Here is a 26443-nt window from a genome sequence, read left to right as displayed (position 1 = left end):
AGCCATTTGGGGAAATAAGCCTTTATCCTGATCCAATGATGTACTCAGATAAAGTTTTAAAAATAATAAGGAAAAACCATGAGTTCAGTAAATGAAACTTATTTTAATGCACCATTATTTGACCGTGAATTGACAGAAATTACAGTCAATATCGAGCAAACACCCTTCTTTTTGAATGATCGAGGGCATCCAACATATTTAGCGTCGCTTGGGGCGGGGATTGATTTAATTATCGAGTCACCCACCAATGCGAAAATGACGATGGGAAATGCCTACGCGGTTCCTTCTGAAATTTCGACTAAAATTACCAATTGGGGGGAGCAAACGGAGCTTGAATTTGAAGGGCAACACTTCGAGTTTATGCCATTGGTGGCAAGCAAAGAAACCGCGGCAGCTTTTGGTATCACCTTAGTTCAGGCAGGTGAAGCGATTCAGATTCATTCAAATCAAAAACGACTGTCAGAGATTCATTATGAATACGGCATGATGGCAGGTCATTGTTTTGCCTATCTAGATGGCAGTAAGCCTGACTGTAGTGGAAAAACCTTATTTCCTTTTGTGGCTACTGATTTAGAACATCACGACTTTCCGCATATTTTTAGCGCGACCGATCAGGATCAATTGCCACTGGTCATCTCAGTAGGACGCTATTTTCCAAATCTAGGCAAGATTTACTTGGCAGATTTATGGGTCAATCCGGGAGATGTTCTCTACATTCCTGCGAAGCCAAAATATTCGAATCCTGAGTTTATTGACCTCCATAATAATCGTAACGCAGCACTTGCATGTTGGCGAGGTGACAGTAATAAATCGACGTTGACTACCCATAGTTTGCTTGCTCCCCATGGATATTTTCACTGGTATTGGAATAGAAGGCCAACGATTCACCCTCTTATCTATGCACCGACTCGCAAAAATGAATAGTTGAGTTACATAGACCAAACAGCAAATACAGCACTTCATGATACAAAGGTGACTCAAGTTTTGGGAGTTTGGTCTATGGCTTACGGTTTATCTAAAAAATTACATCTACGTTTTTCACGACCAACAGGTTTGGCTTTATTGACACTCATGATGCTCGGAACGACTCAGGTGAGTTTGGCGAGTCCGACGGTCGATCAGCTCAGTCAATGTTTAGTGAAATCGACTACTGCGGCGGATAAAACGGCAGTTCTACAATGGACCTTTTCTGCTTTGGCAGCACATCCAGATTTAAAACAATACAGTAATGTCAGTGATGCGCAAAAAACGCAACTCGATAAAAATCTAGCTCAAGTGATGCAACGAATCTTGGTTGAACAATGTTCTACGCAAACGCAGGCCGTAATTAAAGCCGACGGTCTACAGGCTGTAGGCGAAAGTTTTCAAGAGCTTGGTAGTATCACGGGGGATGAAATATTAAAGACGCCTGAAATTAAACAACAATTACAAGGCGTACTGCGTTATGTCGATTTGAATAAATTGGTGACCAAATTTTTAACCCCAGAAATTTGGAATAAGTTAGGTGTGGTTCGTTAATTTTATTTTGAGTAAATAAAAAATGCTCCTTTTATACAAGGAGCATTTTTTATGGATTCACCCTAAATGGATGATGATCCAATGCGTTTTAGTTTGCTGACTCAAGCATTAAATGGTAATCGTCGCGCCTAATGCTTTAATAAATTGCGCCATCCACGCAGGGTGAGCAGGCCAAGCAGGAGCAGTAACTAAATGACCGTCGGTCACTGCATCCGTGACTGCAATATCTGCATACTGACCGCCAGCCAGTTTAACTTCGGCGGCACATGCAGGATAAGCGGAACATGTACGGCCTTTCAGTACATTGGCTGCTGCCAAAATTTGCGCACCATGACAAACCGCTGCAATCGGTTTTTTCGCTGCGTCAAATTCGCGTACGATTTCAATCACACGTGCATTCATACGTAAATATTCAGGTGCACGACCACCCGGAATCACTAAGCCGACATAGTTATCTGAGTTAACTGCATCAAAGTCATAGTTAATGGCAAAGTTATGACCGCGTTTTTCGCTATAGGTTTGTTCACCTTCAAAATCATGAATCGCTGTGGCAATGTTGTCACCGGCTTTTTTGTCAGGGCAAACGGCATGAACGGTATAACCAAGACCAACTAAAAACTGAAAAGGTACCATGGTTTCGTAGTCTTCAGCATAGTCACCTACAAGCATAAGAATTTGTTTTGACATGATGTAACCCTCTGTTGAAATATGATTTATATCAATTTTTCATTTACCTTAGCATATTGAAATGACAGTTTTAAGCAGGCTGTAAATTCTTTAGTTGTATATTTTTATTTAGATTTATAAAAAGTTATGGATGTTATAGTTCAAATTATGATGAGTCTAGTAGGCTAGCTGTTATCAATTATTAATGACTTTAGTGTTTTTCACAAAGTTTTAAAAAGTTAAATATTTACCTCTCCCTTGCGCAGCACTGCGGCTTATCTCCTAAAAGGAGAGGGGGGGATATCCAAAAAATCGTTTAAGTATTTATTCACTTTGAAAGCTCCCTCTCCCATTGGGAGAGGGATAAATCACAGCAAATCAGGATAAAATTTTTCATAGTCTAGATTTGGTTCATGCGTTACTTTCAGCTTGCCTTTAGATCCTGTGACATAGCTATTGATCTCTTTAAGTGATTTCTCATGCCAACCGATATTGAATGCACAAAACGTATTTTCTTTTTTAAAAAATTCTAGATGACTGTATGGCAAGTGATTGTGAATCCAATATGCAATCTGTTTCCAATTATTGGGGTCTTTTTCAATTAAATCGATGAGTGAGGGAATGATAATACACGCCGTTGCACCGTAGCCTTTTGCGTCAGGATAGTCCCAAATATGGCTTGCAAAGTTTTTCTCATTGCTCGCGCAGTTGTGTCCTTTTTCATTGCCGATTTGGTTGACGCTTGGTGAGCGATAGGCTGAACGAATAGCGATACGTCCAAACTTTTCTTGTAGAGGTTCGAGCAGTTGTTGGCAGAGTTCTTTTCCTGTGCGAATGGCAATGTCAGGATGGTCGGGGAAGTTGGGTACGCCGTACCAATTGGCAATTTCGCTGTAGAGAAAGTCACGCAAAAAGAAAGACTTTGAAAGTTGAACGCGACCTAAGTCTTCGAGTTTGGCGATAGAGGATACTTTTTTGATGGTCATTTCGAAATTGATTTAATATTTAAGATTTAATATATCTTATAATGTTTTGAATTTTAAATAATTTCATAAGTTTTAGGGGCTTGAATGGGAAACTGGAATAAAAGACTACGTGATTGTGCTATACACTTAGAAAATGCTATTAGCAACTATTTAGAGCCAGATCTTTTTCGCATTAATTTTAATAATTTTATGCAAACAGCTCGAACAGTAACTTTTCTAATTCAAAAAGAAAAAAATGAATTACAGAAGAAATTTGATTTTGATATTTGGTATCAAGATTACCAAAGCCAGTGGAGATCCGACTCAATAATGAGATGGTCTATTGATACTAGAAATATTATAGAAAAACAATCTGATATTCCCATGTACTCAAAGATTGAAATTAAATTAGCTATAGGATATTTGTCTCAAGAAGATATAGAGTTAGATATTGATCAAGAAGAGTTGGTATTTCTGGGGATTAAGCAACTGGTAGGTTGGGCTAAGAAAAATTTAAGCCACTATAATGATGGGGCAATATGGGTAGGTAGAAGCTGGAAAGACCCCCAGCTTGAGAAAATTGATTTAGTAACCGCAATGCAATATGTATATTCACGTCTTTATGAATGTTGTATGGATTTAAATGGCAAGGTAGGACATAGTTTCCAATTAAAAACACCAGACAAAATAATTTCAGACTTTAATATTACTTACACATTTGAATATATCGATTTAAATACATTTAATACTCTTTCTTTTAAAAAGAAAACTTATCCATCTGATGGAAAAGTAGATACTGCTAAATTTCTAGAAGAAAGACCTTTTAGAAATGGTAGATTAAGTGAGGAGTTGAAATTAAATTTTCTTGATTTAAAGCGCCGTTCAAATTCTATAAAAAACAAGCAAGAATTACTTGAGGTTTACACTGAAACTGCATTGTTAAACTTTAAGTGTGATGGTTCAATCTTGCATGTTGCTTTGTTTTTTGATGAAAAATTTAATTGTATAAAATTTTTACCCTATTTACTTCCAAATCAAGTCAGTAAATATATTTTTTGGAGAAACTTAGGTGTATTGGTTAGTATTTTAAAACCTAAATATCTAATTTTTTCTGATGAGTATTACGTGAGAGAGAAACCGCTAGCATCTCAATATTGGCGTCACACTAATATAATCGGTGAATATCTAAGTACAAGACTTTTAACTAAACTAGAAGAAAATCAATTCGAATTATCTGAAATAAGATATTGGATTAAAAATGAGCAGTTAACACAACCTCCTATAAAGGAAAACTCCTCTTATCTTATGGATATTCAAGCTAATAATGAGGCATTTATGTATGTTCCTATTCTAAAAGAACTATAAGAAAACCCGCTCTAAAGCGGGTTTTTTCAAAACAGATCAGATCAACCAATCAATTTCTTCATCAATTCATTTACTTGTGCAGGGTTGGCTTTACCTTTCGCTGCTTTCATTACTTGACCAACTAAACCGTTGAAAGCTTTCTCTTTACCAGATTTATACTCTTCAACCATCTTCTCGTTAGCAGCAAGTACGTCTTTAATAATCGCTTCAATCGCGCCTGTATCAGTTTCCTGTTTCAAACCTTTTTCAGCAATAATCTCGTCCGCAGTTTTGCCTTCTTCCCACATAAAGCCGAACACTTGCTTTGCAATCTTACCGTTAATGGTATTGTCCACAATACGCGCGATCATACCACCAAGCTGTTCTGCAGATACAGGAGAGTCATGAAGCTCGAAGCCCGCTTTGTTTAAAGCACCTGAGAATTCGCCCATCACCCAGTTTGCAGCCACTTTACCTTGAGCAGCACCGCCAGCAGCTTTCACCACGTCTTCATAAAACTCTGACATTTCACGAGTAAGCGTAAGCACGTGAGCATCGTACTCAGTCACGCCAAAGTCAGCTACAAAACGCGCACGGCGTGCAGCAGGCAACTCAGGCAATGCAGCACGTGCCGCTTCAATTTGCGCATCTGCAATGATCACAGGTAACAAGTCAGGGTCTGGGAAGTAGCGGTAATCGTTCGCTTCTTCTTTAGAACGCATTGAACGCGTTTCCATCTTCACAGGGTCGAATAAACGTGTTTCTTGATCAATGGTGCCATCCCATTCTAGGATTTCCATTTGACGTTCAATTTCTACGTTAATCGCTTGCTCAATGAAACGGAATGAGTTGAGGTTTTTAAGCTCGCAACGTGTACCAAACGGTTGACCCGGACGACGTAAAGACACGTTACAGTCAGCGCGGAATGAACCTTCTGCCATGTTACCGTCAGAAATACCTAACCAGCGAACTAGCGTGTGAATCGCTTTAATGTAGGCAACCGCTTCTTCAACCGAACGCATATCGGGTTCAGATACGATTTCAAGCAGTGGCGTACCTGCACGGTTTAAATCGATACCCGATTGACCTTCGAATTGGTCATGGATCGATTTACCTGCATCTTCCTCAAGGTGAGCACGGGTTACGCCAATGCGCTTAACCGTACCATCTTCAAGTTGAATGTCGATATGACCCAAGCCCACAATCGGGTTGTCCATTTGGCTGATTTGGTAGCCTTTTGGAGAGTCAGGGTAGAAATAGTTTTTACGTGCAAATACAGAAGCTTGGTCGATGTAAGCATCGATACCCAAACCAAAGCGAATTGCAAGATCAACCACTTCTTTGTTGAGTACAGGCAATACGCCCGGCATTGCAAGGTCAACTAGGCTCGCTTGTGTATTTGGGTCTTGACCAAATGTGGTAGATGAGCCTGAGAAAATTTTAGTATTGGTCGCAAGCTGAGTGTGAATCTCAATACCAATCACCACTTCCCAACCATCAATCAGGTTAGATTTTGGTTTAGCAGCGTTTTTAGCCATTATGCATTCTCCTCAGCAATTGCAGCGCGTTGTGTATGCCAATCCGTTGCTTGTTGGTACTGATGCACCACAGACAACAATTGAGACTCTGACCAGTAATTACCAATCAGCTGTAAGCCAACAGGCAAATTGTCTTTGTCAAAACCAACAGGCGCGTTAATCGCAGGCAGACCTGCCAAGTTCACTGCGATGGTGTAGATGTCACCTAAGTACATTTCTACAGGAGACAGGTTTGCACCAATCTTATATGCAGTTGTCGGTGCAGCAGGGGCAGCAATCACGTCTACAGATTCAAATGCTTTTAAGAAGTCTTGTTGAATTAAACGACGTACTTTTTGTGCTTTCACATAATAAGCATCGTAGTAACCCGCAGAAAGCGCGTATGTACCAATCAGGATACGTTGCTGAACTTCTTTACCAAAACCTTCAGAACGTGAACGTTTGTACAAGTCCATTAAGTCCACAGGATTTTCACAGCGGTAACCATAACGTACACCATCAAAACGCTGTAAGTTTGAAGATGCTTCAGCAGGAGCAATCAGGTAATACGTTGGAACATAGGCATCAGTCATGGTCAAATCAATCTCAACCAAGATTGCGCCCATTTCTTCTAACTTTTTCAGTGATTCTTCAACGCGTGCTTTCACGTCTGCATCTAAACCAGCAACATTAAAGTACTGTTTCGGAATACCAATGCGTAATCCTTTTACCGATGTGCCGTTGAGGTTCGCCACGTAGTTATCGACGTCTTTTTCAACCGAAGTTGAATCTTTCGCATCATGACCTGCCATCACGTTCATAAGGTAAGCACAGTCTTCAGCCGAACGCGCCATTGGGCCGCCTTGGTCTAAAGATGATGCATACGCGATCATACCGAAGCGTGATACACGACCGTAAGTTGGTTTAAGACCCGTCAAACCACAGAAAGATGCAGGTTGACGGATTGAACCGCCTGTATCTGTACCTGTTGCGAAAGGAGCAAGATCAGCCGCTACCGCAGCAGCAGAACCGCCTGAAGAACCACCCGGAACATGGTTTAAGTTCCAAGGGTTTGCTGTTGCGCCATAAAATGAATTTTCAGAGGTCGAACCCATGGCGAATTCATCCATGTTCACTTTACCTAAAGTGACAAGGCCCGCAGCTTTACCTTTCGCTACAACGGTCGCGTCGTAAGGAGAGATAAAATTGTCCAGCATTTTAGAACCAGCAGTGGTTTTAATGCCTTGGGTACAGAAAATATCTTTATGTGCAATTGGTACACCAGTCAACGCAGTTGCATTGCCTGATTTAATTGCAGCATCAGCCGCATCTGCTTGCGCAAGTGCTTGTTCAGCTGTCACGGTCACGTATGACTTGACTTGAGCATCGATTTTTTCAATGCGTTTTAAATAGTGTTCAGTCAATTCGCGTGAAGAAAATTTAGCGCCAGCCAAACCTTCAGACAATTCACGAATTGATAAGCGATGTAAATCTGTCATGAGAAATATTTCTTTACGTTTAATTTGAAAAAATGTTGATCTGAATAAAAATTATTCAATCACACGCGGAACAAGGTACAAGCCATCCTGTACTGCAGGAGCAACTGCTTGATATGCTTCGCGATGATTGGTCTCAGATACCACGTCTTCACGTAAGGGCTGCGGATTGTCGAATGGACTTTTTAGTGGTTCAACACCGTCAGTATCGATGCCTTTCAGGGTTTCCATCATGCCTAAAATTTTATTTAAACTTTGAGCATAGTCAGCAGATTGCGCTTCATCTAGCGACAATCGAGCCAGATGGGCAATCGCTGAAACTGTTTGTGCATTTAGATCTGCAGAATGCTGTGCATCCGATGTAGACATAACATTACCTAATCAGTATTAAAAAAATTCAAAATATCGTGGCTTATAATAAGCGATTGACTTGTTCAAATCATCACATTTAGTTAAAGTTGCCACCTTGCGTCCATATAAAAGTTTAACTGAGAACGTCCCCGTGATTCTAAAACGACTAATTGGCTTGTTTTCGCCGGATCTTGCCATTGATTTAGGCACTGCAAATACACTTATTTATGCGCCAGGACGAGGCATTATATTAAATGAACCGACGGTGGTGGCAATTCGCCACAGTGGTTCACAAAAAATCGTTGCCGCAGTAGGTCTTGACGCGAAGCAAATGCTAGGTCGTACACCTGCAAATATTTCTGCGATTCGCCCAATGAAAGATGGTGTGATTGCAGATTTTGAAGTCACTGAAACGATGTTGAATCAATTCATTGGCAAAGTGCACGAAAAACGTTTGTTCCCACCTGCACCGCGTGTCGTGGTGTGTGTGCCATGTAAATCGACGTTGGTGGAACGCCGTGCAATCCGTGAAGCTGTATACAATGCAGGTGCACGTGAAGTTCGCTTAATTGAAGAGCCAATGGCTGCTGCAATTGGTGCAGGTATGCCTGTTGAGCAAGCTTGTGGTTCGATGGTTGTCGATGTTGGTGGTGGTACAACTGAAATCGCGATCATTTCACTTCAAGGTTGTGTCTATGCAGACTCACTACGTATCGGTGGTGATGTATTTGATGAACAAATCATTAATTACGTGCGTAAAGCACATGGTTGTGTGATTGGTGAAACCACTGCAGAAAACATCAAAAAAGAAGTTGGTATGGCGCTTCCAGAAGAAGGTGCAAAACCTTTGGAAATCGAAGTCCGTGGTCGTAACTTGGCAGAAGGTGTACCTCGTGCGATTACTGTCACTTCTGATGAAGTGACTCAAGCGATTTCTGATCCACTACAAAACATTGTGTCTGCGGTTAAATCTGCACTAGAGCAAACGCCACCTGAGTTGTCTTCAGACATCGCAGAACGCGGTATTGTGTTGACTGGTGGCGGTGCATTACTTCGCAATCTTGATAAGCTTCTTGCAAAAGAAACAGGTCTTCCTGTCGTAGTTGCAGAAGATCCACTATCATGTGTTACACGTGGTGGCGGTAAGGTTCTCGAATTCTTCGATAACCCAAATCATGACATGTTATTTGTAGGCTAAGAAAAGGACTCGGCGGGTGCAAACGCAACTGTTTTCAAGACAACCGCCATCTTTTCGCTCATTTATCATTGCGGTGATTACATGCTTGGTGGTGCTTTTCTTTGATTGGCGCATGCCACATGTAATTCAACCGGCCAGAGACGTCTTGTATGCGGCATATAATCCAATTTATGCACTTGCAAGCTATCCAGTGTTATCGCGAGAATGGCTGAATCAACAAACCAAGTCTGAAGCTCAATTACGTCGTGAAAATACCGCGATGCAAGCAGAGTTAATTCAGGCTCAAGTCCGTTTACAGAAACTTTCTGAACTTTCTGCTGAAAATACTCGACTGCGTGGACTACTCGATACACCACTCATCATTGATGGTCGTATGGAGATTGCCGAAGTCATTGGTACCGATGCTGATCCCTTACGTCATATTATTGTGATTAACCGTGGAGCCAGCAGTCAGCTTAAAGTGGGACAAACTGTACTCGATGACAAGGGCATTATGGGGCAAATTATCAATGTTTACCAGCATAGTAGCCGTGTCATGTTGCTCTCAGACAAAGAGCACTCTTTATCCGTGCGGATGGAGCATACCGGTATGCGCGCAATCGTTACGGGTACAGGTGACTTAGGTCGACTTAAGATGGACTACGTGCCAACCAGTGCCAATATCAAAGTCGGTGAAAAAGTCTATAGCTCAGGGCTAGGGGCACATTTCCCAGCAGGATATTTGGTGGGGACAGTGTCGAAAGTCAGTCGTCACAATAGCGGTGAATTTGCCCAAATTGATATCAATCCTGCTGCCCAATTGGCAGGTGGTCATCATGTGGTTGTGCTATTTTCCGATTCTTTAGCGATGGAGCAACCGCATGTCACTCGCTAAGCTTAGTCGTCATACAGAGCGCGACCCATTATTTCCGATTATCTTTTCCATCATTTTGGCATCCGTGCTGATGGTGTATCCGCTTTCTTATGACCTATCGGGTTGGCGCCCATTATTCATGATGATGATCATGTTATTTTGGGTACTCTGTCAGCCGACATGGTGCGGTGTTTGGTTTGCATTTGCCACAGGTCTATTTACCGACTTATTGACTGATGCGCCTTTTGGTATGAACGCACTGAGTTTTGTGGTCATTGCATTTGTGACACGCTTTTTAACCCGTGAACGTCGTATCCTCACATTTGGTAATTTATGGATTATTGCTGCAATGGCAATTTTCGCGCATTTACTGTTTGTGTGGATTGTTCAAGTGATGGGTGGGGCACAGTTTTCGTTTGCTCGCCATTGGCAGCCAATTGTAACTAGCTTACTCATTTGGCCAATCATGTATTACTTCCTGAGAAAATGGCGCATATAATTTTAGCTTCGAGTTCTCCTCGACGACGCGAACTATTGCAACAATTAGGTCTGGAATTTGACATTTTCAGTCCAGATATTGATGAGTCCGTGTTGGAAGGAGAACCTGTAGCGGATTATGTAGAGCGTTTAGCACGTGCCAAAGCTTGCGCAGTACAACAACAATTCCCTAATGCTATCGTTATTGCCGCCGATACCAGTTTAGGCGTAGATGAGCACATTTTAGGAAAACCAGCGTCGAAAGCACATGCTTTTTCTATGTGGGAAATGATCTCTGGACGAAAACATGATGTGTTTTCAGGTGTTTGTGTCAGTACAAAAGATCAAATATACAGTATAGTAGTGCGTACACAGGTTGAATTTCAAACGCTGAGTCTAGCTGACATGGAAAGCTACTGGGCAACAGGTGAACCAATCGGCAAGGCGGGAGCCTATGCTATTCAAGGAATTGCTGCGCGCTATATTCCTTGTATTGAAGGGAGCTACAGCAATGTCGTTGGGCTGCCTTTGCATGAAACCGTACAGTTATTACAGACAGTTAAGGCATTAAATTAACTGCTGCAACACAAGAATTTTTATAATGTTTTGAGTTTTGATATGTCTGACGAGTTGTTGATTAACGTCACACCGATGGAATGTCGTGTGGCGTTGATTCAAAACGGTACGGTCAATGAATTATTTGTTGAACGCACCGTGAAGCGTGGGTTAGTGGGCAATATTTATAAAGGGAAAGTTGTTCGTGTGCTTCCGGGTATGCAGGCTGCTTTTATTGATATTGGATTGTCGAGAACGGCTTTTTTACATATCAATGATATGGTTTGGCAGCGCAATCAACCGACCCCGAACGTTTTTGAGCTGTTACAACCGGGGCAAGTACTCACCGTACAAGTCATGAAAGATATGTTGGGTACCAAAGGTGCACGACTATCGACTGATCTTTCAATTCCTTCCCGTTACCTCGTTTTAATGCCATATGGCAGTCATACCGGTGTTTCACAGCGCATTGAGTCTGAAGAAGAGCGTGATCGCTTGCGTAGCATGATTGAACACATTCAAAAGGAACACAACTTACCGGGTTCCGTCATCGTTCGTACTGCCGCCGAAGGTATTCCTGAATGTGAAATTGCGCAGGACATGGCTTATTTAGCAAAACTGTGGGAATACATTCAACGTAAACAACGCAGTATTGTTGTGCCTTCATTGATTTTTGAAGAGCTACCTTTACCGCAACGCGTCATCCGTGATTTGGCCAATGAAGATACGTCTAAAATTCAGGTCGACTCACGTGAAGTGCATGGCAAATTGCAAGAGTTTGTTCAAGAATTTGTACCGAGTATGCAAAATCGCTTACTGCATTATCCGGGTGAGCGTCCAATTTTTGACTTGTACAATGTTGAAGAAGATATTCAGAAAGCCTTACAGACACGTGTCGCACTTAAGTCTGGCGGCTATCTGATGATCGATCAAACTGAAGCGATGACCACGATTGATGTCAATACTGGCTCCTACGTCGGTGGTCGTTCACTTGAAGACACTGTGTTTAAAACCAATATGGAAGCCACACAGGTCATTGCACGTCAGCTCCGTCTACGTAACTTGGGCGGGATTATCATTATTGACTTCATTGATATGCAAGAAGCACATCATCGAGAAGAAGTGATGAGCCAGTTTGAGAAAATGCTTGAGCGCGATCATGCAAAAACAAAGATCACTCAAGTGTCTGAGCTGGGTTTGGTGGAAATGACGCGTAAACGCACCCGTGAATCTTTGGAGCATCTCCTTTGTGATTCTTGCCCGACTTGTCAGGGGCGCGGTTATGTGAAAACGGCTGAAACAGTTTGCTATGAAATTTTCCGTGAAATTTTGAGATATGCACGTGCCTATGAATCACAAAGTGGTTTCACTGTGGTGGCACATCCGTCGGTGATTGACCGATTGTTAACTGCTGAAGCACCTGCGGTAGCTGATTTAGAGCACTTTATTAGTCGTGTGATCAAGTTCCAAGTGGAAAATTTATATACGCAAGAGCAATACGATATCATTCTGAGTTGAAATTGTAACAGAATATCGTTAAACACTTGTTACAACTGAGATTTTACTTTTGAACTGTTATTTTGAATACTAGACACATCAAATAGCCAAAGCCGTTTTCCCGTAATGAACTTGAAAATGGCTTAGCAAAAAGAGGTGTATTATGGGTGTTAGTAAAACAGTAATGAAAAGTGGTCTTAAAACTGTCGTTGAAGCAAAAGCGATCCATTCAGGTTATATCGTGGATGAGCGTGGTAATGAAGTTCAAATTACAGCGTCTATGATTCGCTCTGCTTGTCATCAGTTACTTAAACAGTGCCGAGCAATTAAAGCTTAAATATTGAAATATAAATAATAATGTAATCCAGAGGGTTAAAGTGCTAACGCGCGATTCTAAATTTATTAATGCGCTAAAATTTTATAAAGAATGGAAAATAAACTTAATTATCAGTGCGTATCTACAAGTCATAATTAAACAATAACAACGGATTTGTTCACCTAAATTTTAGCTTATACACATAAATTACTCCAAAAAATTAATCAAAGTTCAAATACTAAAAACCCGTCTACATTGTTTAATTTAGACGGGTTTTTAATTTTTGATGGTTCAATCTGCTGATGAACTGATACTAAGTTGTGAAGCAGGCGGTTAGCTAACCGCCTGAAACTTTGGGGAATCTTGGTTCACAATAGCTTCAAATCGTTGAATTTCTTCTTCCAAATGCGTTAGTAAATTTTGCATTTTTGGCAGTGCATTACGACATGCCGTTAAACCAACTTCAAGCTTATCTAAATAGCTGGTCATGGTGATATTAAGCGCTTGACCATCCAAAACAATGGACGCAGGGTAGAGTGCTTCTAAACGTGCACCATTCCAATATAACGGCTCTTGTGGGCCGGGAACATTTGAAATCACCAAGTTAAAGGCCTGACGTTTTGGCATAAAGCCTGATGCAATATTTAAACCTGCTGCACTGTAGACAAAAGCACTGTAGTTTAAAATTTGATTCGAGTTCATCCGCTTAAAGCGTTCTTTGGCATTGAGCACACTACGACGCACAATCTTCAAGCGCTCTAGCGGATCTTCTTTATGGGTACCAAGGTTTGCCAAAATCATGGTAATACGGTTTGACATATCTGAATCGTCTGTACGAACCGATGCAGGAACCATGGCAATCAATGGCTTTTTAGGTAAAGCATTTTGTGTAATTAAATACTCACGTAATGCACCTGAACAAATTGCGAGCACAATATCGTTAATTGTTACGCCGAGTGACTTGGCAATATGTGACAAACGTGAAAATTCAAAAGATTGTGCAGCGAAACGACGTGAAGAACTAACCCGTTGGTTTAATATTGAACTCGGCGCTTGGAAACTAGACACATAATCTGGGTTACGGCCCATATCTTTCATTACAGTTTGTGACAGTTCATATAAAACTCGTGGTGTTGAGTCAAGTTGTCCCTTAATGGTCGATAGGAGACCTTTCATGCGACTGACTTTAGGCTGCTTCAGGCGTTTTGCACGAGGGCCCTCAACACACCAGGGTGGCACAATACTTTTAGCATTTGGGTCATGTGAAAGTGATTTTTCAACTAAACGCATACCTGCAATGCCATCGACCATCGCGTGGTGGATTTTGAAGTACATGGCAAAACGATTGCCTTCAATGCCTTCAATAATATGGCAAGTCCAAAGTGGTTTTGCGCGGTCAATCAACGCACTGTGTTCCTGTGAAATATAAGTCAGAAGTTCACGGATACGACCGGGATGCGGCAGTGCGATATGGCGGAAGTGATGATCTAAATCAAACTCTTCGTCTTCATCCCAAAAGAAGCCATTGAGTTTATTGTTAAAAGGAGGAATAGGAATGGATTTTGAATTACGAATATCTGCGACTAAATCTTGAATAAAAGTATCAGGTGCATTGTCAGGGATCTGAAATAAAAATAGACCACCTACGTGCATTGGTTGTTGCCGTTTCTCTAAATTTAAGAATATGAAATCAATAGGATGTAATGGACGCATAGCGTTGATTGCCTCACTGCAATTTCTACAGCTGCTCATGTATGAGTAGCATTGTTAGAATTATTAAATTGTCATTTGCAGTATAGCGTTTTTACGTTGAAATGATACGGAATTATGTGTATCGATGCGTTGAAAAAACCACTGCTGTGCAGTGGTTTTGTGCTCTTTATTTTTTCATGTTGCCTGCGTGTAAGCCGCATTCTTTATGGGTTGCATCTTCCCACCACCAGCGACCTTCACGTTCGTGTTGATTCGGTAAAACAGGTCGAGTACATGGTTCACAGCCTATCGAAATAAAGCCACGTTCGTGTAGTGGATTATATGGAATTTCCATTAGACGGATATAGTTCCATACATCAGCACTAGACCAGTTTGCCAAAGGATTGTATTTAATTAATTGTTTGCCCGCACCTGAAAAACCTGGGTCAGCTTGTACTACAGGAATTTCATTACGTGTGCCTGGGCTTTGGTCCTTACGTTGACCAGTGATCCAGCCATCTAAAGTGGCTAGTTTTTTACGCAAAGGTTGTACTTTGCGGATACCACAGCATTCTTTATGTTCATCTTGATAGAAGCTAAAAAAGCCCTTTTCTGTTACTAGTTTTTGTACAGCATCACTTTCTGGGAAACAGATTTCGATATCAATTTTATAATGTTTACGGACAGTATCTAAAAATTGGTAAGTTTCAGGGTGTAAGCGACCGGTATCTAAACTAAATACACGAAATGGAATCCCTAAGTTCGATGCAAGATCTATTAGTACAACATCTTCTGCACCAGAAAAGGAAATCGCAACTTCACCTTGCTGGCTTAGCGCAAGTTTCATAATCTCAGAAGGTGATTTATCTGCATATTCAGATGCAAGTGCATCGACAAGGTCAATAGTAGGGATGGTAGTCATGAATGTCCTGGCTATAGGCTTGGAACGTTAAAACCTATATTAATTTATTTCAGAACTATTTTAATGGAAATGCTAAAACACACTTATCACTAAAAAATAGATACTTATGAAAAAAATAGATTTAAAAAAGAACAATGCATTTTTTTATTCTTCCGCTATGATATTGAAAATTTTTTTCACTTAACAGAGGGTAGAGTGCATGGAAGTCGTTTGTTTAGATCTAGAAGGGGTTTTAGTACCTGAAATTTGGATTAATTTTGCGAAAAAAACAGGCATTAAAGAACTTGAAGCAACGACTCGTGACATTCCAGATTACGATGTGTTGATGACTCAACGTCTAAATATACTAAAACAACATGGTTTGGGTTTGAACGATATTCAGGACGTAATCGCAGATATGGGGCCATTTGAAGGTGCAAAAGAGTTTGTAGAGTGGGTGCGTACTCATTTTCAATTAATTATTCTTTCAGATACTTTCTATGAGTTTGCACATCCATTAATGCAGCAACTTGGTTGGCCAACGATTTTCTGTCACAAATTAGAAACTGATGAAAATGGTATGATCTCAGCTTATAAGCTTCGTCAACCTGATCAAAAGCGTAAAGCCGTTCAAGCATTACATGGGTTAAACTTCCGTGTGATTGCAGCAGGTGATTCTTATAACGATACGACGATGCTTGGTGAAGCAGATGCGGGTTTCTTATTTGATGCGCCTGACAATGTGATTGCGGAGTTTCCACAGTTCCCACCAATTCATGGTTATGCAGCACTGAAAGAAGCGATTCGTAATGCTTCTATTCGGGATATTCCAGCTTAATTCTGAATAGTAAGTTATAGAAAAGGGCGCTTATAGCGCCCTTTCTTGTTTAATCCAAAGTTTTTAAAGCAACTTAGAAACGGTAACCAATTTTCAAGCTATAACCAATTGCATCGTTATCTTCAAAGTTTGCAGCATATTCATCTGTACCGAAATGACTTGCAACTTGTGATTTTGCATCACCTAGCCAGAAGTACTTAACACCGGCTTGTACAAATGTTTGTGGAGTTGGACTAAATTGTCCACCTAAACCGAGGCTCCAATAACCCTCTGTTGGGCCAAGAGTCGATACAGGGTTACCAGCCCCAGAGTCCCAACCAACCATGACTGTGCCAGCCCATTGTTCATTAAACTTACGTCCGACACCCACATTCGCCGAAATTTGATCCTTCTCGTAGGCAACTAAATCAAAGCCACGTGGGTCACCAATTACTTTGTTTGTTAGAGCAGATGCTAATTGACCAAATTTATTTGGGCGTATTTTAAATTCCGACCAATCTACCCAACGCAATTGAGCAAATGCTACTGTATTGGCCATAATCCCCGTTTGAAAATCTAAATTTACAGACTGTGGTGTGGTTACATCAGTTTTACCCTCTTTAAATTCATAACCATCTACCATAGGTTTAATACCACCTAAGCCGCCCATCAGGGAGTTAGCTGGCATAACTTCATCAGGAGTTACACTATGCTCAATCTCCGAGCGGTAAGTAACAGATGCTTTAAGTGCAATTTCCGGTATTTGAAAAGCAAAGCCAGCAAGCCAACCAACAGAAGAATCTTCTGCTATACGAGCTTCATAACCATTAAATTTATCTTTAGTACCTTGAATTGTGGAGTTCAAACTGCAAGCGCTAATCGGACAGTTAACTCCTCCAAATGGACCATAAGCAGAACCACGTAAAGTCACATCACCTTTAACTGTCTGATAAACTGGACCTGCATAAATATTCCAATTTTCATTTGGTTGGTATCCAAAAATAAATGATAAATTTTGTGTATTTACATCAACGGATGTTGCTTCATCTCCGACAGTAAATGCGCCAACTTCATTGGTTTTGAGTGAAACACTATCGGTTTGACGTTTATCATTTGTTGAATATTTTGCTTTAGCACCAAAAGGCTGGTCGTAAATTAATCCAAATGAAACATTATCTGTCATTTGTACTTTTAATGCAGCATTGTAGAAATGATAGCTCTCTGCCATATCACCAAGTTCAGTACCTTGAATTGATTTTGCTGTATTTGCACCACCACCTGTAACTGTATAATTATCTTTTAATTTGCCAGAAACATCGGCATCTAAAACTGAAATCCCTGCTTCAAAATAATTACCCGGTTGTAAAAATGCAGAAATTGACTGCCCAGAGCGATCCATTGCTGCGGCAAACACCGCGGTCGTAGGTACGCTGGCAAATAAAATGGCACTTGTTAATGCTTTTAAGTTCATTTTTCTACTTTCCTAGTATAAAAAACGCGTCAATGCGTTAATAAAATTTAAAGATATGTAATTTTTTTAATCATATCTTGCACCAAAAAATAGCATAATAAAAAAAAGAGTAAAGACTCTAAATTTGAACTTAGGGTAAAAAAAAGCTGTTGATTTTAAATAATTAGAATAAATACTTTAATAATTTTTAGATAAACTATTGTTATTAAATATATAAAATAAATATCCATTAGGGTGTGTTGACATTTACAGCCGATAAATTGAGCTAAAGAGGCAACCATATAAATATACAAGCTAAAGCAACAGCGCTTTGATAGTTACGTTTTAGCTTATCGTATCTTGTGGCAATTCCTCTAAATTGTTTTAATCTACAAAACGCATTTTCAACTAAATGTCTGATTTTATACATATACCAGTCCATATCATCATTGCTAGATTTGGCATTTGATCTTCGAGGAATGTTTGCTTTCGTATTACTTTCTCTAATTTTCTTTTTGAAACTTTCTGAATCATAGCCTTTATCTGCACATAGCATTTCTGACTCTGTTAAATCTAATTTTGATACAAGATCAGGTGCAACCTTAATATCATGTGAAGTTCCATCTGAAATAATAAATTCAATAGGATTACCATTTGAATCGATTGCTAAATGTATTTTTGAACTATTACCACCAATACTTTTGGAAATACTTTGATTCTTAATACCGGCTGAATGTTGATGCGCTCGTACATGGCTCCCATCGATAAAAATCCACTCTTTATCAGCATGCTGGCTGAATAATTTAAAAATATTCATAAACTTACTATTTTTAGACCATCGATTATATTTCTTAAAAATAGAATTTGATTTACCAAACTCTTGAGGTAAATCACGCCAAGGACAGCCTGTTCTAATTCGAAATAAAATCGCTTCAATAAAATTCCGTAAATTTAATTTGAGATAAATATTAAAGTGACGGAAAATAGCAAGTAACTTGGACCAGTGTTGATCATTTAGCATTGTTCGAGGCATAGCGAGTGTAAAATTGGGTTTGGCGATTTAATTTTACTATCTCGCTATTTTTTTAATCAACAAATGTCAACAGACCCTAAATTATTGATATAAAATCAATTGTTTGAAAAATAAGCAACTTGTATAAAATTCTAAATGTATTGTGTGAAATGGGTCACATGCAAAAATAAAAAAAGCCCCATATAGGAGCTTTTAGTTTTTTAATTCTTAGAAGCGATAGCCAATTTTCATGCCATAACCAAGCGCAGTATTGTCTTTGAATTCGCCAACAACTGTACCGCCAGTTTGCGCTTTCGCATCTCCTAACCAGAAGTATTTCACACCAGCTTGAATGAAATAGTTCTCAGCAGGGCTGTATTGACCGCCTAAACCAACACTCCAGTAGCCTTCAGTTGGGCCAAGTGTTGTTACAGGGTTACCTGCACCAGAGTCATAACCGACAGCTGCAGTACCTGCCCATTTATCATTGAACTTACGAGAAATACCTGTAGTGATTGAGTACTGATCGTCAGAATAATCAATTAAATTGTTGCCGCCTGAACGTTGGAATAATGCTTGCGGTGTTACTACAAATTGATCCCAATGAACCCAACGAAGGTTAGCAAAAGCTAAAGTGTTTGCAGCAATACCAGTTTGTAAATCTACGTTTACAGATTGCGGTGTAATTGCATCAACACGAGCGTCAGCTAAACCGATCGTAGTACCTGTAGGTAGAGTAACATCAGGAGCAACAGTCATAGGAGATGAAAGCGTATAAGTTTCTTCACCAGTTGCTTTGTGCTTGATTTCTGAACGATACGTTACAGAAGCTTTTAAAGCAATTTCTGGAATAGAGTAGGCGAAACCTGCTAACCAACCATATGCTTCTTCTTCAGCAATCTTGATGTTATAACCAGAAAGGCCTTGGTAAGCTAAACCACGGAGTTTGATATCTGCTTCAACAGTTTGCCATACTGGACCTGCATAGAAGTTCCAGTTCTCTGTTGGTTGGTAACCAATTAACGCTGTTAGGTTTTGTGTATCAACTTCAACACTTGTACCCGTGCCGTTTGAACCGAAGAAAAGTGAATTGCTGTCGTAAGCTGCATCTGCACCATACGGTTGATCATAGATCAAACCTAAAGAAATTTTATCTGTCGCTTGTACTTTAATTGCTGCTGAAGGGAAGTAGTAGTCTTCACCCATGTCATCAACTTTATTTTTCAGTAAATCTTGACCTTCTACTTTTGGGTCTAAAATAGAAATGCCAGCTTCTGCGTAGTTACCAGGTTGTAAGAATGCTGAAATAGACTGACCTGAACGATCTAGACCCGCTGCAAATAATGATGCTGTTGGTAAAGCGGTAAGTAAAATTGCGTAGCTAAGGTGATTTAAGCGCATACTTTTCCCTGTTTGTAACTTTTGATGTTATTTCAATGTGTGGAAAGTAACATAAATAGAAAAACAGTAAATAAGAGTTGCTACTCTAAAAATGAACTGTATAAGTTAAAAAATAAGCAATGCTAGAGTAATTATTCTAGAAGGTGTTATTTATGTTTATGATTTATAAATAAAAAAATAGAGTATTTAACTTAATGTTTATCTTTGAACTTAAGAAATTCAAATGCTCAATCTATGAACATTTGAATTAAATTATTTTTACAATAGTAGATTGGATATATTTCCAATCTACTAATACCGAGAATTAGAAGCGGTAACCGATTTTTAGACCGTAAGCCCATGCATCGTTATCTTCAAATGATGCAATTGAGTTGTTAGTGCCAAACATTGACGCAGGTTGTGCATCAGCATCACCTAGCATTAAGTATTTCACACCACCAGCAATGAAGTAGTTCGGTGCAGGGCTAAATTGTAAACCTAAACCGACGTTCCAATAACCTTCAGTTGGGCCAAGGGTAGAAACTGGGTCGCCTGCACCTGTGTCGTAACCTACAGAGACATTACCAGCCCATTTTTCACTTAACTTACGACCAACACCTACAGTTGCTGAAATTTGATCATCAGTATAAGACACTAAATCAAAACCATTCGGGTTATCTGGTGTTTGACCTACTGCGCCTAAAGTGCGGCCAATTTGATCAAATTTTTCTGGGCGGATGCTAAAATCTTTCCAATTTACCCAACGCACATTTGCAAATGCAACTGTATCCGCCATGATACCTGTTTGGAAATCAAGGTTTACGGATTGAGGTGTAGTAATGTTTGTTGTTGTATTTTCATCGAAAATGGCGTTTGCTGGATTGCTTGTAACTAACGCCATTATGTTACTTTGGCCAAATTCACGAGTTGATGCTTCATGTTCAATTTCAGAACGGTATGTAACCGATGCTTTTAAAGCAATTTCAGGAATTTGATAAGCAAAACCAGCTAACCAACCTACAGCTGAATCTTCCTTCATTGTTGCATTATATTTACCCAAACCATTTGCTGAACCATAAGCTGCACCACGAAGTTGCACATCACCTTTCACAGTTTGATAAACTGCACCACCATAAATATTGATACTTTCAACAGGCTGATAGCCAACAACGAAAGAAAGGTTTTGAGTAGTTACTTCAACTTCAGTATTTTCACCATTTAAATGAAATAAGCCCGTTCCAGCAGCTACTAATGGGTCATTTGCTGAATATGCTGCGTCAGCTCCAAAAGGTTGGTCATAAAGCAAACCGAATGAGAAGTTTTTTGTAGGTTGAACTTTAATTGCTGCTGTTGGGAAATAATAATCACCCGCCATATCGGATAGATTCCCACCACCATATGCAGCTTTAGCTTTACCTTCTACTGTTGGATCTAAAACCGAAATACCTGCTTCAAAATAGTTCCCTGGTTGTAAAAATGCAGACATAGATTGTCCTGAACGATCTAGTGCAGCTGCAAAAGCCCCTGTCATTGGAACTGAAGCAAGAATCATGGCTGTAGTTAAAGTTTTTAATTTCATTCTTCGTCATTCCTTGAGATACGAATTTGATTTTTATGGTTACTGCAAATATTCGTTATGGAAAACTTTTTAATACTCTTGGGCTTAATTGTTACTCCATGTGACAAAAATAGCACAATTAAAATAAGAGTAAATGCTCTAGATTAAAAAATATGATTGAAAAACGAACTATTTAGAGTAAATGTACTAATTAATACATATAACATTTTGATTATTATTTAATATTTTTAGTTACTGCATTATTTTCTAAACCTAAAAATAATTGAAAAATATTTTCATATGGGCAGTCATAAATTGATTTTTTGGCCTTATAGACCACGCCATGTGTCGTTTTTTGCATTGACAAATAGATGGTTAGGGAATCTAAAGGTGCTATTCAATTCTTCTTAAAAACAAAATCTCAAGAGTAATATCAGTAAAAACAAAGATTAAGTTAAAAAAAATTAGATATGAATTTTGAATTTAGATTTAAGAATTCTGAATTTAGTTTTATTGATAAATGTGAGTTGAAAAAATCAGAGAGGTGAGGTGTCCAAAAAATTGTGCGCTCTGCGGGACTCGAACCCACGTCGGTCGCTTAGGAGGCAACTGCTCTATCCAGTTAAGCTAAGAGCGCAAGACGGAGGCTAATGTACTCCTATTTTAGCTAAAAAAAAAGTTATTGCCGAAACAATAACTTTTTAAATTACTTAGTCTTTATGAACTTCATTGGGGTCAATGTCGCTCAAATCTTTAGGATTAAGATAGTTAAACATTAATAACATGACTGTAATCCAAACAGGGATCATCAGAACAGATTCCATAAAGCCCTGAGTCCACATAATAAATAGAACTAAAGCAATAAAGATCAGAACGATGTAGTTGCTGACTGGTGCCCAAAGTGCGGGATATGACGTTGTAAAATTCAAAATACGTTTTGCACGACGGAACTGTAAGTGAGTCATGGTAATCATCGCCCAGTTCAGGACAAGCGCACCAACAACTACATACATTAAGTGACCAAGTGCATCTTCGGGTACGAAGTAGTTTAAGAGTACACAACCGAAAATCAGCACTGCAGAAAGTAATACTGCTGGAATTGGCACGCCACTTTTGTTGGTTTTTGCGAAAACTTTTGGTGCATTACCTTGCTTCGCCAAGCTGTAAAGCATACGGCTATTGGCATACATACCGCTGTTATAAACAGACAGTGCTGCAGTTAGGATAATGAAGTTCAGTAAATGTGCAGCCCAATCAATACCCAGTTGGCTAAAGATCATCACAAATGGACTTTTGTCTAGACCACCTAGTTCAAGCTGATTCCATGGCACAAGTGACAATAGAATAGTCAAAGAACCCACGTAGAAAATCAAAATACGAAATACAACTTGGTTAATCGCTTTAGGAATAGTTTCTTTGGGATTTTCAGCTTCGGCCGCAGCCATACCGATCAGTTCAATACCACCGAAGGCGAACATCAAGAAAGCCAGCATGAAGAATAAGCCTTCAAAACCATTTGGGAAGAAACCGCCCTGACTCCATAAGTTGGTAAATGATGCTGTTGAGTTGGCATCTGCCGTCAGTAGCAAATACAAACCAAATACGATCATAGAAATAACTGCAGTGACTTTAATAATCGACAGCCAAAACTCAGATTCACCATAAAACTTCACATTACCTAAGTTTACTAAAGTAATGATCACGAAGAAGAATAGTACAGATGCCCACGCTGGAATATGAGGCCACCAGTAATTGATGTATTTCGCAACAGCGGTGAGTTCTGTCATTGCCACTAAAATATAGAGAATCCAGTAGTTCCAACCTGTTAAGAAACCTGGAAATTTCCCCCAATATTTATATGCAAAATGGCTAAATGAACCTGCTACAGGTTCATGGACGATCATTTCACCCAACTGACGCATAATTAGAAAGGCGATCAGACCGCCAATGGCGTAGCCGAGAATAATGGATGGTCCAGCAGATTGAATCACATGCGCTGAGCCCAAGAATAAGCCTGTACCAATTGCACCACCCATGGCAATCAATTGAATATGACGATTCTTTAAGCCACGCTTGAGTTCGGAGGAATTGGTAGTCAAGTTACTCTTCCCGAGAATGGTTTAATTTTGGTAATTGTAATGTATAGAGAATGAATAGCCTAGTAGCTCAAAATTTATGAAAAATATTTATAAGTTTAATAACCTGTTTTTGGTTTTAAATACTGAATTAAAAATTTATGAATCAATAGATTAATTTTATTTTAATTGAAATTCTGATGCTTGGCTTTATATGGAAAAGGTATCAAATGTTGTTTTTTTATACTTAAGTCATGTGATTGTTAAAAATTCAATTAAACATTGTATGATGCAAAAGCGCAGAAAAGAACGCTCTGCCAAAACACAATGATAAAGATTAAGGATTCAATAAAAATGAGTTTTGCTCCCCAAATTAAGATTGCAGCGACTTATATGCGTGGTGGTACTAGTAAAGGTGTATTTTTCAAGCTAGATGATTTACCGCTTGCAGCACAACAAGCTGGAAAAGTTCGCGACCAACTTTTATTGCGTGTGATTGGCAGTCCAGATCCTTATGGTAAACAAATTGATGGGATGGGTGGAGCGACATCAAGTACCAGTAAAACCGTGATTTTGGCAAAAAGTTCACAGCCTGAGCATGATGTAGACTATCTATTTGGACAAGTGTCGATTGATAAAGCATTTGTCGACTGGAGTGGTAACTGCGGAAACCTAACAGCAGCAGTTGGTGCATTTGCCATTTCAAATGGTTTGGTTGAGGCATCACGTATTCCTGAAAATGGTTTATGTACGGTTCGTATTTGGCAAGCCAATATTCAAAAAACCATTATTGCGCATGTACCTATTACTGATGGTGCAGTACAAGAAACTGGTGATTTTGAACTAGATGGTGTGACCTTCCCAGCAGCCGAAGTTCAAATTGAATTTTTAGACCCCGCAGATGATGGTGAAGATGGCGGCGCTATGTTCCCTACAGGGAATTTGGTCGATACCTTAACCGTACCCGATGAAGGCAGTTTCCCTGCAACATTTATTAATGCAGGCATTCCAACCATTTTCTTAAATGCAGAAGATATTGGTTATGTCGGCACTGAACTGCAAGATGCGATCAATGGTGATGCCAAGGCATTGGCCCGTTTTGAAAAAATCCGTGCTTATGGTGCGCAGCAAATGGGTTTGATTTCAGATATTGCTGAAGCAGAACAGCGTCAACATACCCCAAAGATTGCATTTGTTTCAAAGCCGAAAGCCTATACATCTTCGAGTTCTAAATATATTTCAGAACAAGATACGGACTTATTGGTTCGTGCCTTATCGATGGGGAAACTGCATCATGCCATGATGGGCACAGCGGCAGTTGCCATTGGTACAGCAGCTGCGATACCGGGAACGCTTGTGAACTTAGCCGCGGGTGGTGGGGAGCGAGAAGCTGTGCGTTTTGGACATCCATCTGGGACGCTACGTGTAGGTGCGCAAGCAATTTATGAAAATGGTCAGTGGGTCGTTAAAAAAGCCGTGATGAGCCGAAGTGCGCGTGTCTTAATGGAAGGCTGGGTGCGTATTCCTGCGGATAGTTTAGATTAAGTATTTAACATCTCATTTGAAATCAGCCTCTGCTTTGCAGGGGCTTTTTTTTGCCTTTATCTTTTATATGAATAAGCAAATCATGAATTGGTATATATTTTTATATAATATGAACTGCATTTAATATTATAAAGTTTCTGTGATTTATGTCAGATTAATTTTGTTAGCATTTTGCGTAGCTTTACCTTGAAAAAAGTAGCGAAACCATGCTTAAAAAAGACTTAATAAAATCGGACCTACCTACTGAACAATTGGCTGTATTAGAAGCGTTGCCAATGCCTGCTGCGTTATTTTCTGCGACAGCTGAGCTGATATGCGCCAATCAAATATTTAAACATCGATTTCAGTCAGACTTACAAGAGATTGTATTGAATCATGTGTCCGTGATGCAGCAAAAAACCAAAGCCACAAGTTCTGAGTTTGATTTACGCTGTTTAGAGAACGATAGCATTGAACCCTTTATGTATAGTGAAAATGAACGGCATTATTGGTTCACGCTCAAACCTAAGTTTAAACAAAGTGGCGATTTGGAACATGTGTTGTTGTGCTGTGCGGACATTACAAATTTAAAGCAATTCGAATTATCGCTGTTGAAACATAACCAACAACTCGAACAACAAGTTTATTTTGATTATCTGACAGGGATAAAAAATCGACGTGGATTTGATTTAGACCTTTCTCAGTGGCAAAAAAGCTTCGCGGTTGAACAAGCCAATGAAATTTTTTGATGATGCTCGACTTAGACAATTTTAAGCAAATCAATGATATCTACGGTCATGCGTTTGGCGATGAAGTTTTAGGAAAAAGTGCGCAGCTTTTAAGGATGCAAATTAGTCAACATGCAGATGCACAAATATATCGCATGGGTGGGGAAGAGTTTGCAATGATTTTGCCACGCACGGCTATATCGACTGCATGTTCGATTGCACAACAATGTTGTGAGCAAATCTATGCTTCTTCGATGAATTATGCAGATAAAGCTCTACAACTGAGTATCTCATGCGGAGTGGCCTTGTGGGATGGAACAGAGTCATTTTTTGAAACATTGGCACGTGCCGATCAGGCTTTGTATCAAGCCAAAAAAGACTCGAAAAATTGTACCTGTTTTAATGATGGACAAAATGTGGCGCTATTTGAGGAAACGACATTTAAAAAACCATCAGACTGTGGGAAAAATACATAGATTTAGGCCGTAACATAGAGAAAGATCTGAGAAAGCAGTATGATGCAACAGGTCAAAATTGACAGAAAACATTGGCA

General features: G+C 39.6%; 25 protein-coding genes and 1 tRNA gene. 13 read left to right on the top strand and 13 right to left on the bottom strand.

From position 1 onward, the window contains the following. Positions 1-78: 78 nt before the first annotated feature. Positions 79-924, top strand: coding sequence for a hypothetical protein (locus tag G0029_RS11935; protein ID WP_180110006.1), 846 nt, complete (start codon positions 79-81; stop codon positions 922-924). A gap of 147 nt (positions 925-1071) precedes the next feature. Further along, entirely contained in the window at positions 1072-1518 is a 447-nt protein-coding gene (locus G0029_RS11930; RefSeq protein WP_227591924.1) for a hypothetical protein, read from the top strand. A gap of 108 nt (positions 1519-1626) precedes the next feature. Here G0029_RS11930 and G0029_RS11925 read toward each other — a convergent pair whose 3' ends face one another. Beyond that, positions 1627-2205, bottom strand: a complete 579-nt coding sequence (locus G0029_RS11925; protein ID WP_180108043.1) for a DJ-1/PfpI family protein — start codon at positions 2203-2205, stop codon at positions 1627-1629. A gap of 347 nt (positions 2206-2552) precedes the next feature. Then, the gene (locus G0029_RS11920) at positions 2553-3170 is read right to left on the bottom strand and encodes a hypothetical protein (protein ID WP_180110004.1); all 618 of its coding nucleotides are present in this window, start codon (positions 3168-3170) and stop codon (positions 2553-2555) included. A gap of 84 nt (positions 3171-3254) precedes the next feature. Here G0029_RS11920 and G0029_RS11915 point away from each other — a divergent pair, with 84 nt between their 5' ends. Continuing rightward, positions 3255-4514, top strand: coding sequence for a hypothetical protein (locus tag G0029_RS11915; RefSeq protein ID WP_180108045.1), 1260 nt, complete (start codon positions 3255-3257; stop codon positions 4512-4514). Between the two features lie 41 nt (positions 4515-4555). On the opposite strand, the gene gatB is transcribed toward G0029_RS11915, so the two are convergent. From gatB to gatC, 3 genes are read right to left on the bottom strand one after another with little or no spacing between them, the layout of a single operon-like run. Further along, positions 4556-6031 (bottom strand): Asp-tRNA(Asn)/Glu-tRNA(Gln) amidotransferase subunit GatB, encoded by a 1476-nt coding sequence (gene gatB / locus G0029_RS11910; protein WP_180077314.1) that lies wholly within the window; start codon positions 6029-6031, stop codon positions 4556-4558. Next, entirely contained in the window at positions 6031-7509 is a 1479-nt protein-coding gene (gene gatA / locus G0029_RS11905; RefSeq protein ID WP_180108046.1) for an Asp-tRNA(Asn)/Glu-tRNA(Gln) amidotransferase subunit GatA, read from the bottom strand. Before gatA ends, gatB begins: the two co-directional genes overlap by 1 nt. 51 nt (positions 7510-7560) lie before the next feature. Continuing rightward, positions 7561-7875 carry an Asp-tRNA(Asn)/Glu-tRNA(Gln) amidotransferase subunit GatC gene (gene gatC, locus G0029_RS11900; protein WP_078189985.1) on the bottom strand — a complete coding sequence of 105 codons (315 nt, stop codon included), beginning with the start codon at positions 7873-7875 and terminating at the stop codon, positions 7561-7563. 133 nt (positions 7876-8008) lie between these two features. Between gatC and G0029_RS11895 the strand changes: the two genes are divergently transcribed. The 6 genes from G0029_RS11895 (at position 8009) to G0029_RS11870 (ending at position 12774) form a co-directional block, all read left to right on the top strand. Continuing rightward, positions 8009-9055, top strand: coding sequence for a rod shape-determining protein (locus G0029_RS11895; RefSeq protein WP_078193300.1), 1047 nt, complete (start codon positions 8009-8011; stop codon positions 9053-9055). Positions 9056-9071: 16 nt separating this feature from the next. Then, positions 9072-9929, top strand: coding sequence for a rod shape-determining protein MreC (gene mreC, locus G0029_RS11890; protein ID WP_180108047.1), 858 nt, complete (start codon positions 9072-9074; stop codon positions 9927-9929). Beyond that, positions 9916-10407, top strand: coding sequence for a rod shape-determining protein MreD (gene mreD / locus G0029_RS11885; protein WP_168379038.1), 492 nt, complete (start codon positions 9916-9918; stop codon positions 10405-10407). The genes mreC and mreD overlap by 14 nt, the downstream gene beginning before the upstream one ends. Next, positions 10395-10961 carry a Maf family nucleotide pyrophosphatase gene (locus tag G0029_RS11880; protein ID WP_180024201.1) on the top strand — a complete coding sequence of 189 codons (567 nt, stop codon included), beginning with the start codon at positions 10395-10397 and terminating at the stop codon, positions 10959-10961. Before mreD ends, G0029_RS11880 begins: the two co-directional genes overlap by 13 nt. A gap of 42 nt (positions 10962-11003) precedes the next feature. Then, on the top strand, positions 11004-12458 hold the full coding sequence (gene rng / locus G0029_RS11875) for a ribonuclease G (RefSeq protein ID WP_180108048.1): 1455 nt from the start codon (positions 11004-11006) through the stop codon (positions 12456-12458). A 142-nt stretch (positions 12459-12600) separates the two neighbouring features. Beyond that, complete coding sequence (locus G0029_RS11870) at positions 12601-12774, top strand: PA1571 family protein (protein WP_168379036.1); 174 nt, start codon at positions 12601-12603, stop codon at positions 12772-12774. A 312-nt stretch (positions 12775-13086) separates the two neighbouring features. On the opposite strand, the gene G0029_RS11865 is transcribed toward G0029_RS11870, so the two are convergent. Together G0029_RS11865 and G0029_RS11860 are read right to left on the bottom strand one after the other, a co-directional pair. Further along, entirely contained in the window at positions 13087-14466 is a 1380-nt protein-coding gene (locus tag G0029_RS11865) for a WS/DGAT/MGAT family O-acyltransferase (RefSeq protein ID WP_180108049.1), read from the bottom strand. Positions 14467-14632: 166 nt separating this feature from the next. Beyond that, the gene (locus tag G0029_RS11860; RefSeq protein ID WP_180108050.1) at positions 14633-15367 is read right to left on the bottom strand and encodes a phosphoadenylyl-sulfate reductase; all 735 of its coding nucleotides are present in this window, start codon (positions 15365-15367) and stop codon (positions 14633-14635) included. 199 nt (positions 15368-15566) lie between these two features. On the opposite strand from G0029_RS11860, the gene thrH reads away from it, so the two are divergent. Then, positions 15567-16184, top strand: coding sequence for a bifunctional phosphoserine phosphatase/homoserine phosphotransferase ThrH (gene thrH, locus G0029_RS11855; protein WP_180085216.1), 618 nt, complete (start codon positions 15567-15569; stop codon positions 16182-16184). Positions 16185-16257: 73 nt separating this feature from the next. Here thrH and G0029_RS11850 read toward each other — a convergent pair whose 3' ends face one another. The 6 genes from G0029_RS11850 to G0029_RS11825 all read right to left on the bottom strand — a co-directional run bounded on the left by G0029_RS11850 (position 16258) and on the right by G0029_RS11825 (position 23662). Beyond that, the gene (locus G0029_RS11850; protein WP_180110003.1) at positions 16258-17634 is read right to left on the bottom strand and encodes an OmpP1/FadL family transporter; all 1377 of its coding nucleotides are present in this window, start codon (positions 17632-17634) and stop codon (positions 16258-16260) included. 265 nt (positions 17635-17899) lie between these two features. Continuing rightward, the gene (locus G0029_RS11845; protein ID WP_180168141.1) at positions 17900-18646 is read right to left on the bottom strand and encodes an IS5 family transposase; all 747 of its coding nucleotides are present in this window, start codon (positions 18644-18646) and stop codon (positions 17900-17902) included. Positions 18647-18853: 207 nt separating this feature from the next. Then, positions 18854-20026: an OmpP1/FadL family transporter gene (locus G0029_RS11840; RefSeq protein ID WP_180035514.1), complete on the bottom strand. Its 1173-nt coding sequence runs from the start codon at positions 20024-20026 to the stop codon at positions 18854-18856. A 304-nt stretch (positions 20027-20330) separates the two neighbouring features. Beyond that, the gene (locus G0029_RS11835; protein WP_180108053.1) at positions 20331-21584 is read right to left on the bottom strand and encodes an OmpP1/FadL family transporter; all 1254 of its coding nucleotides are present in this window, start codon (positions 21582-21584) and stop codon (positions 20331-20333) included. A 543-nt stretch (positions 21585-22127) separates the two neighbouring features. Beyond that, positions 22128-22200: transfer RNA gene (locus G0029_RS11830), tRNA-Arg, on the bottom strand. A gap of 73 nt (positions 22201-22273) precedes the next feature. After that, on the bottom strand, positions 22274-23662 hold the full coding sequence (locus tag G0029_RS11825) for an amino acid permease (RefSeq protein ID WP_078189974.1): 1389 nt from the start codon (positions 23660-23662) through the stop codon (positions 22274-22276). Positions 23663-23992: 330 nt separating this feature from the next. Here G0029_RS11825 and prpF point away from each other — a divergent pair, with 330 nt between their 5' ends. The 3 genes from prpF to G0029_RS11810 all read left to right on the top strand — a co-directional run bounded on the left by prpF (position 23993) and on the right by G0029_RS11810 (position 26366). Then, entirely contained in the window at positions 23993-25183 is a 1191-nt protein-coding gene (gene prpF, locus G0029_RS11820) for a 2-methylaconitate cis-trans isomerase PrpF (protein WP_180107542.1), read from the top strand. Positions 25184-25389: 206 nt separating this feature from the next. After that, positions 25390-25911 (top strand): GGDEF domain-containing protein, encoded by a 522-nt coding sequence (locus G0029_RS11815; protein WP_180107543.1) that lies wholly within the window; start codon positions 25390-25392, stop codon positions 25909-25911. Further along, on the top strand, positions 25911-26366 hold the full coding sequence (locus G0029_RS11810; protein ID WP_180107544.1) for a GGDEF domain-containing protein: 456 nt from the start codon (positions 25911-25913) through the stop codon (positions 26364-26366). The genes G0029_RS11815 and G0029_RS11810 overlap by 1 nt, the downstream gene beginning before the upstream one ends. Positions 26367-26443: the final 77 nt, after the last annotated feature.

The organism is Acinetobacter sp. YH12138, assembly GCF_015218525.1.
Taxonomy (GTDB): domain Bacteria; phylum Pseudomonadota; class Gammaproteobacteria; order Pseudomonadales; family Moraxellaceae; genus Acinetobacter; species Acinetobacter amyesii.
This window is presented reverse-complemented; position numbering and strand designations above follow the sequence as displayed.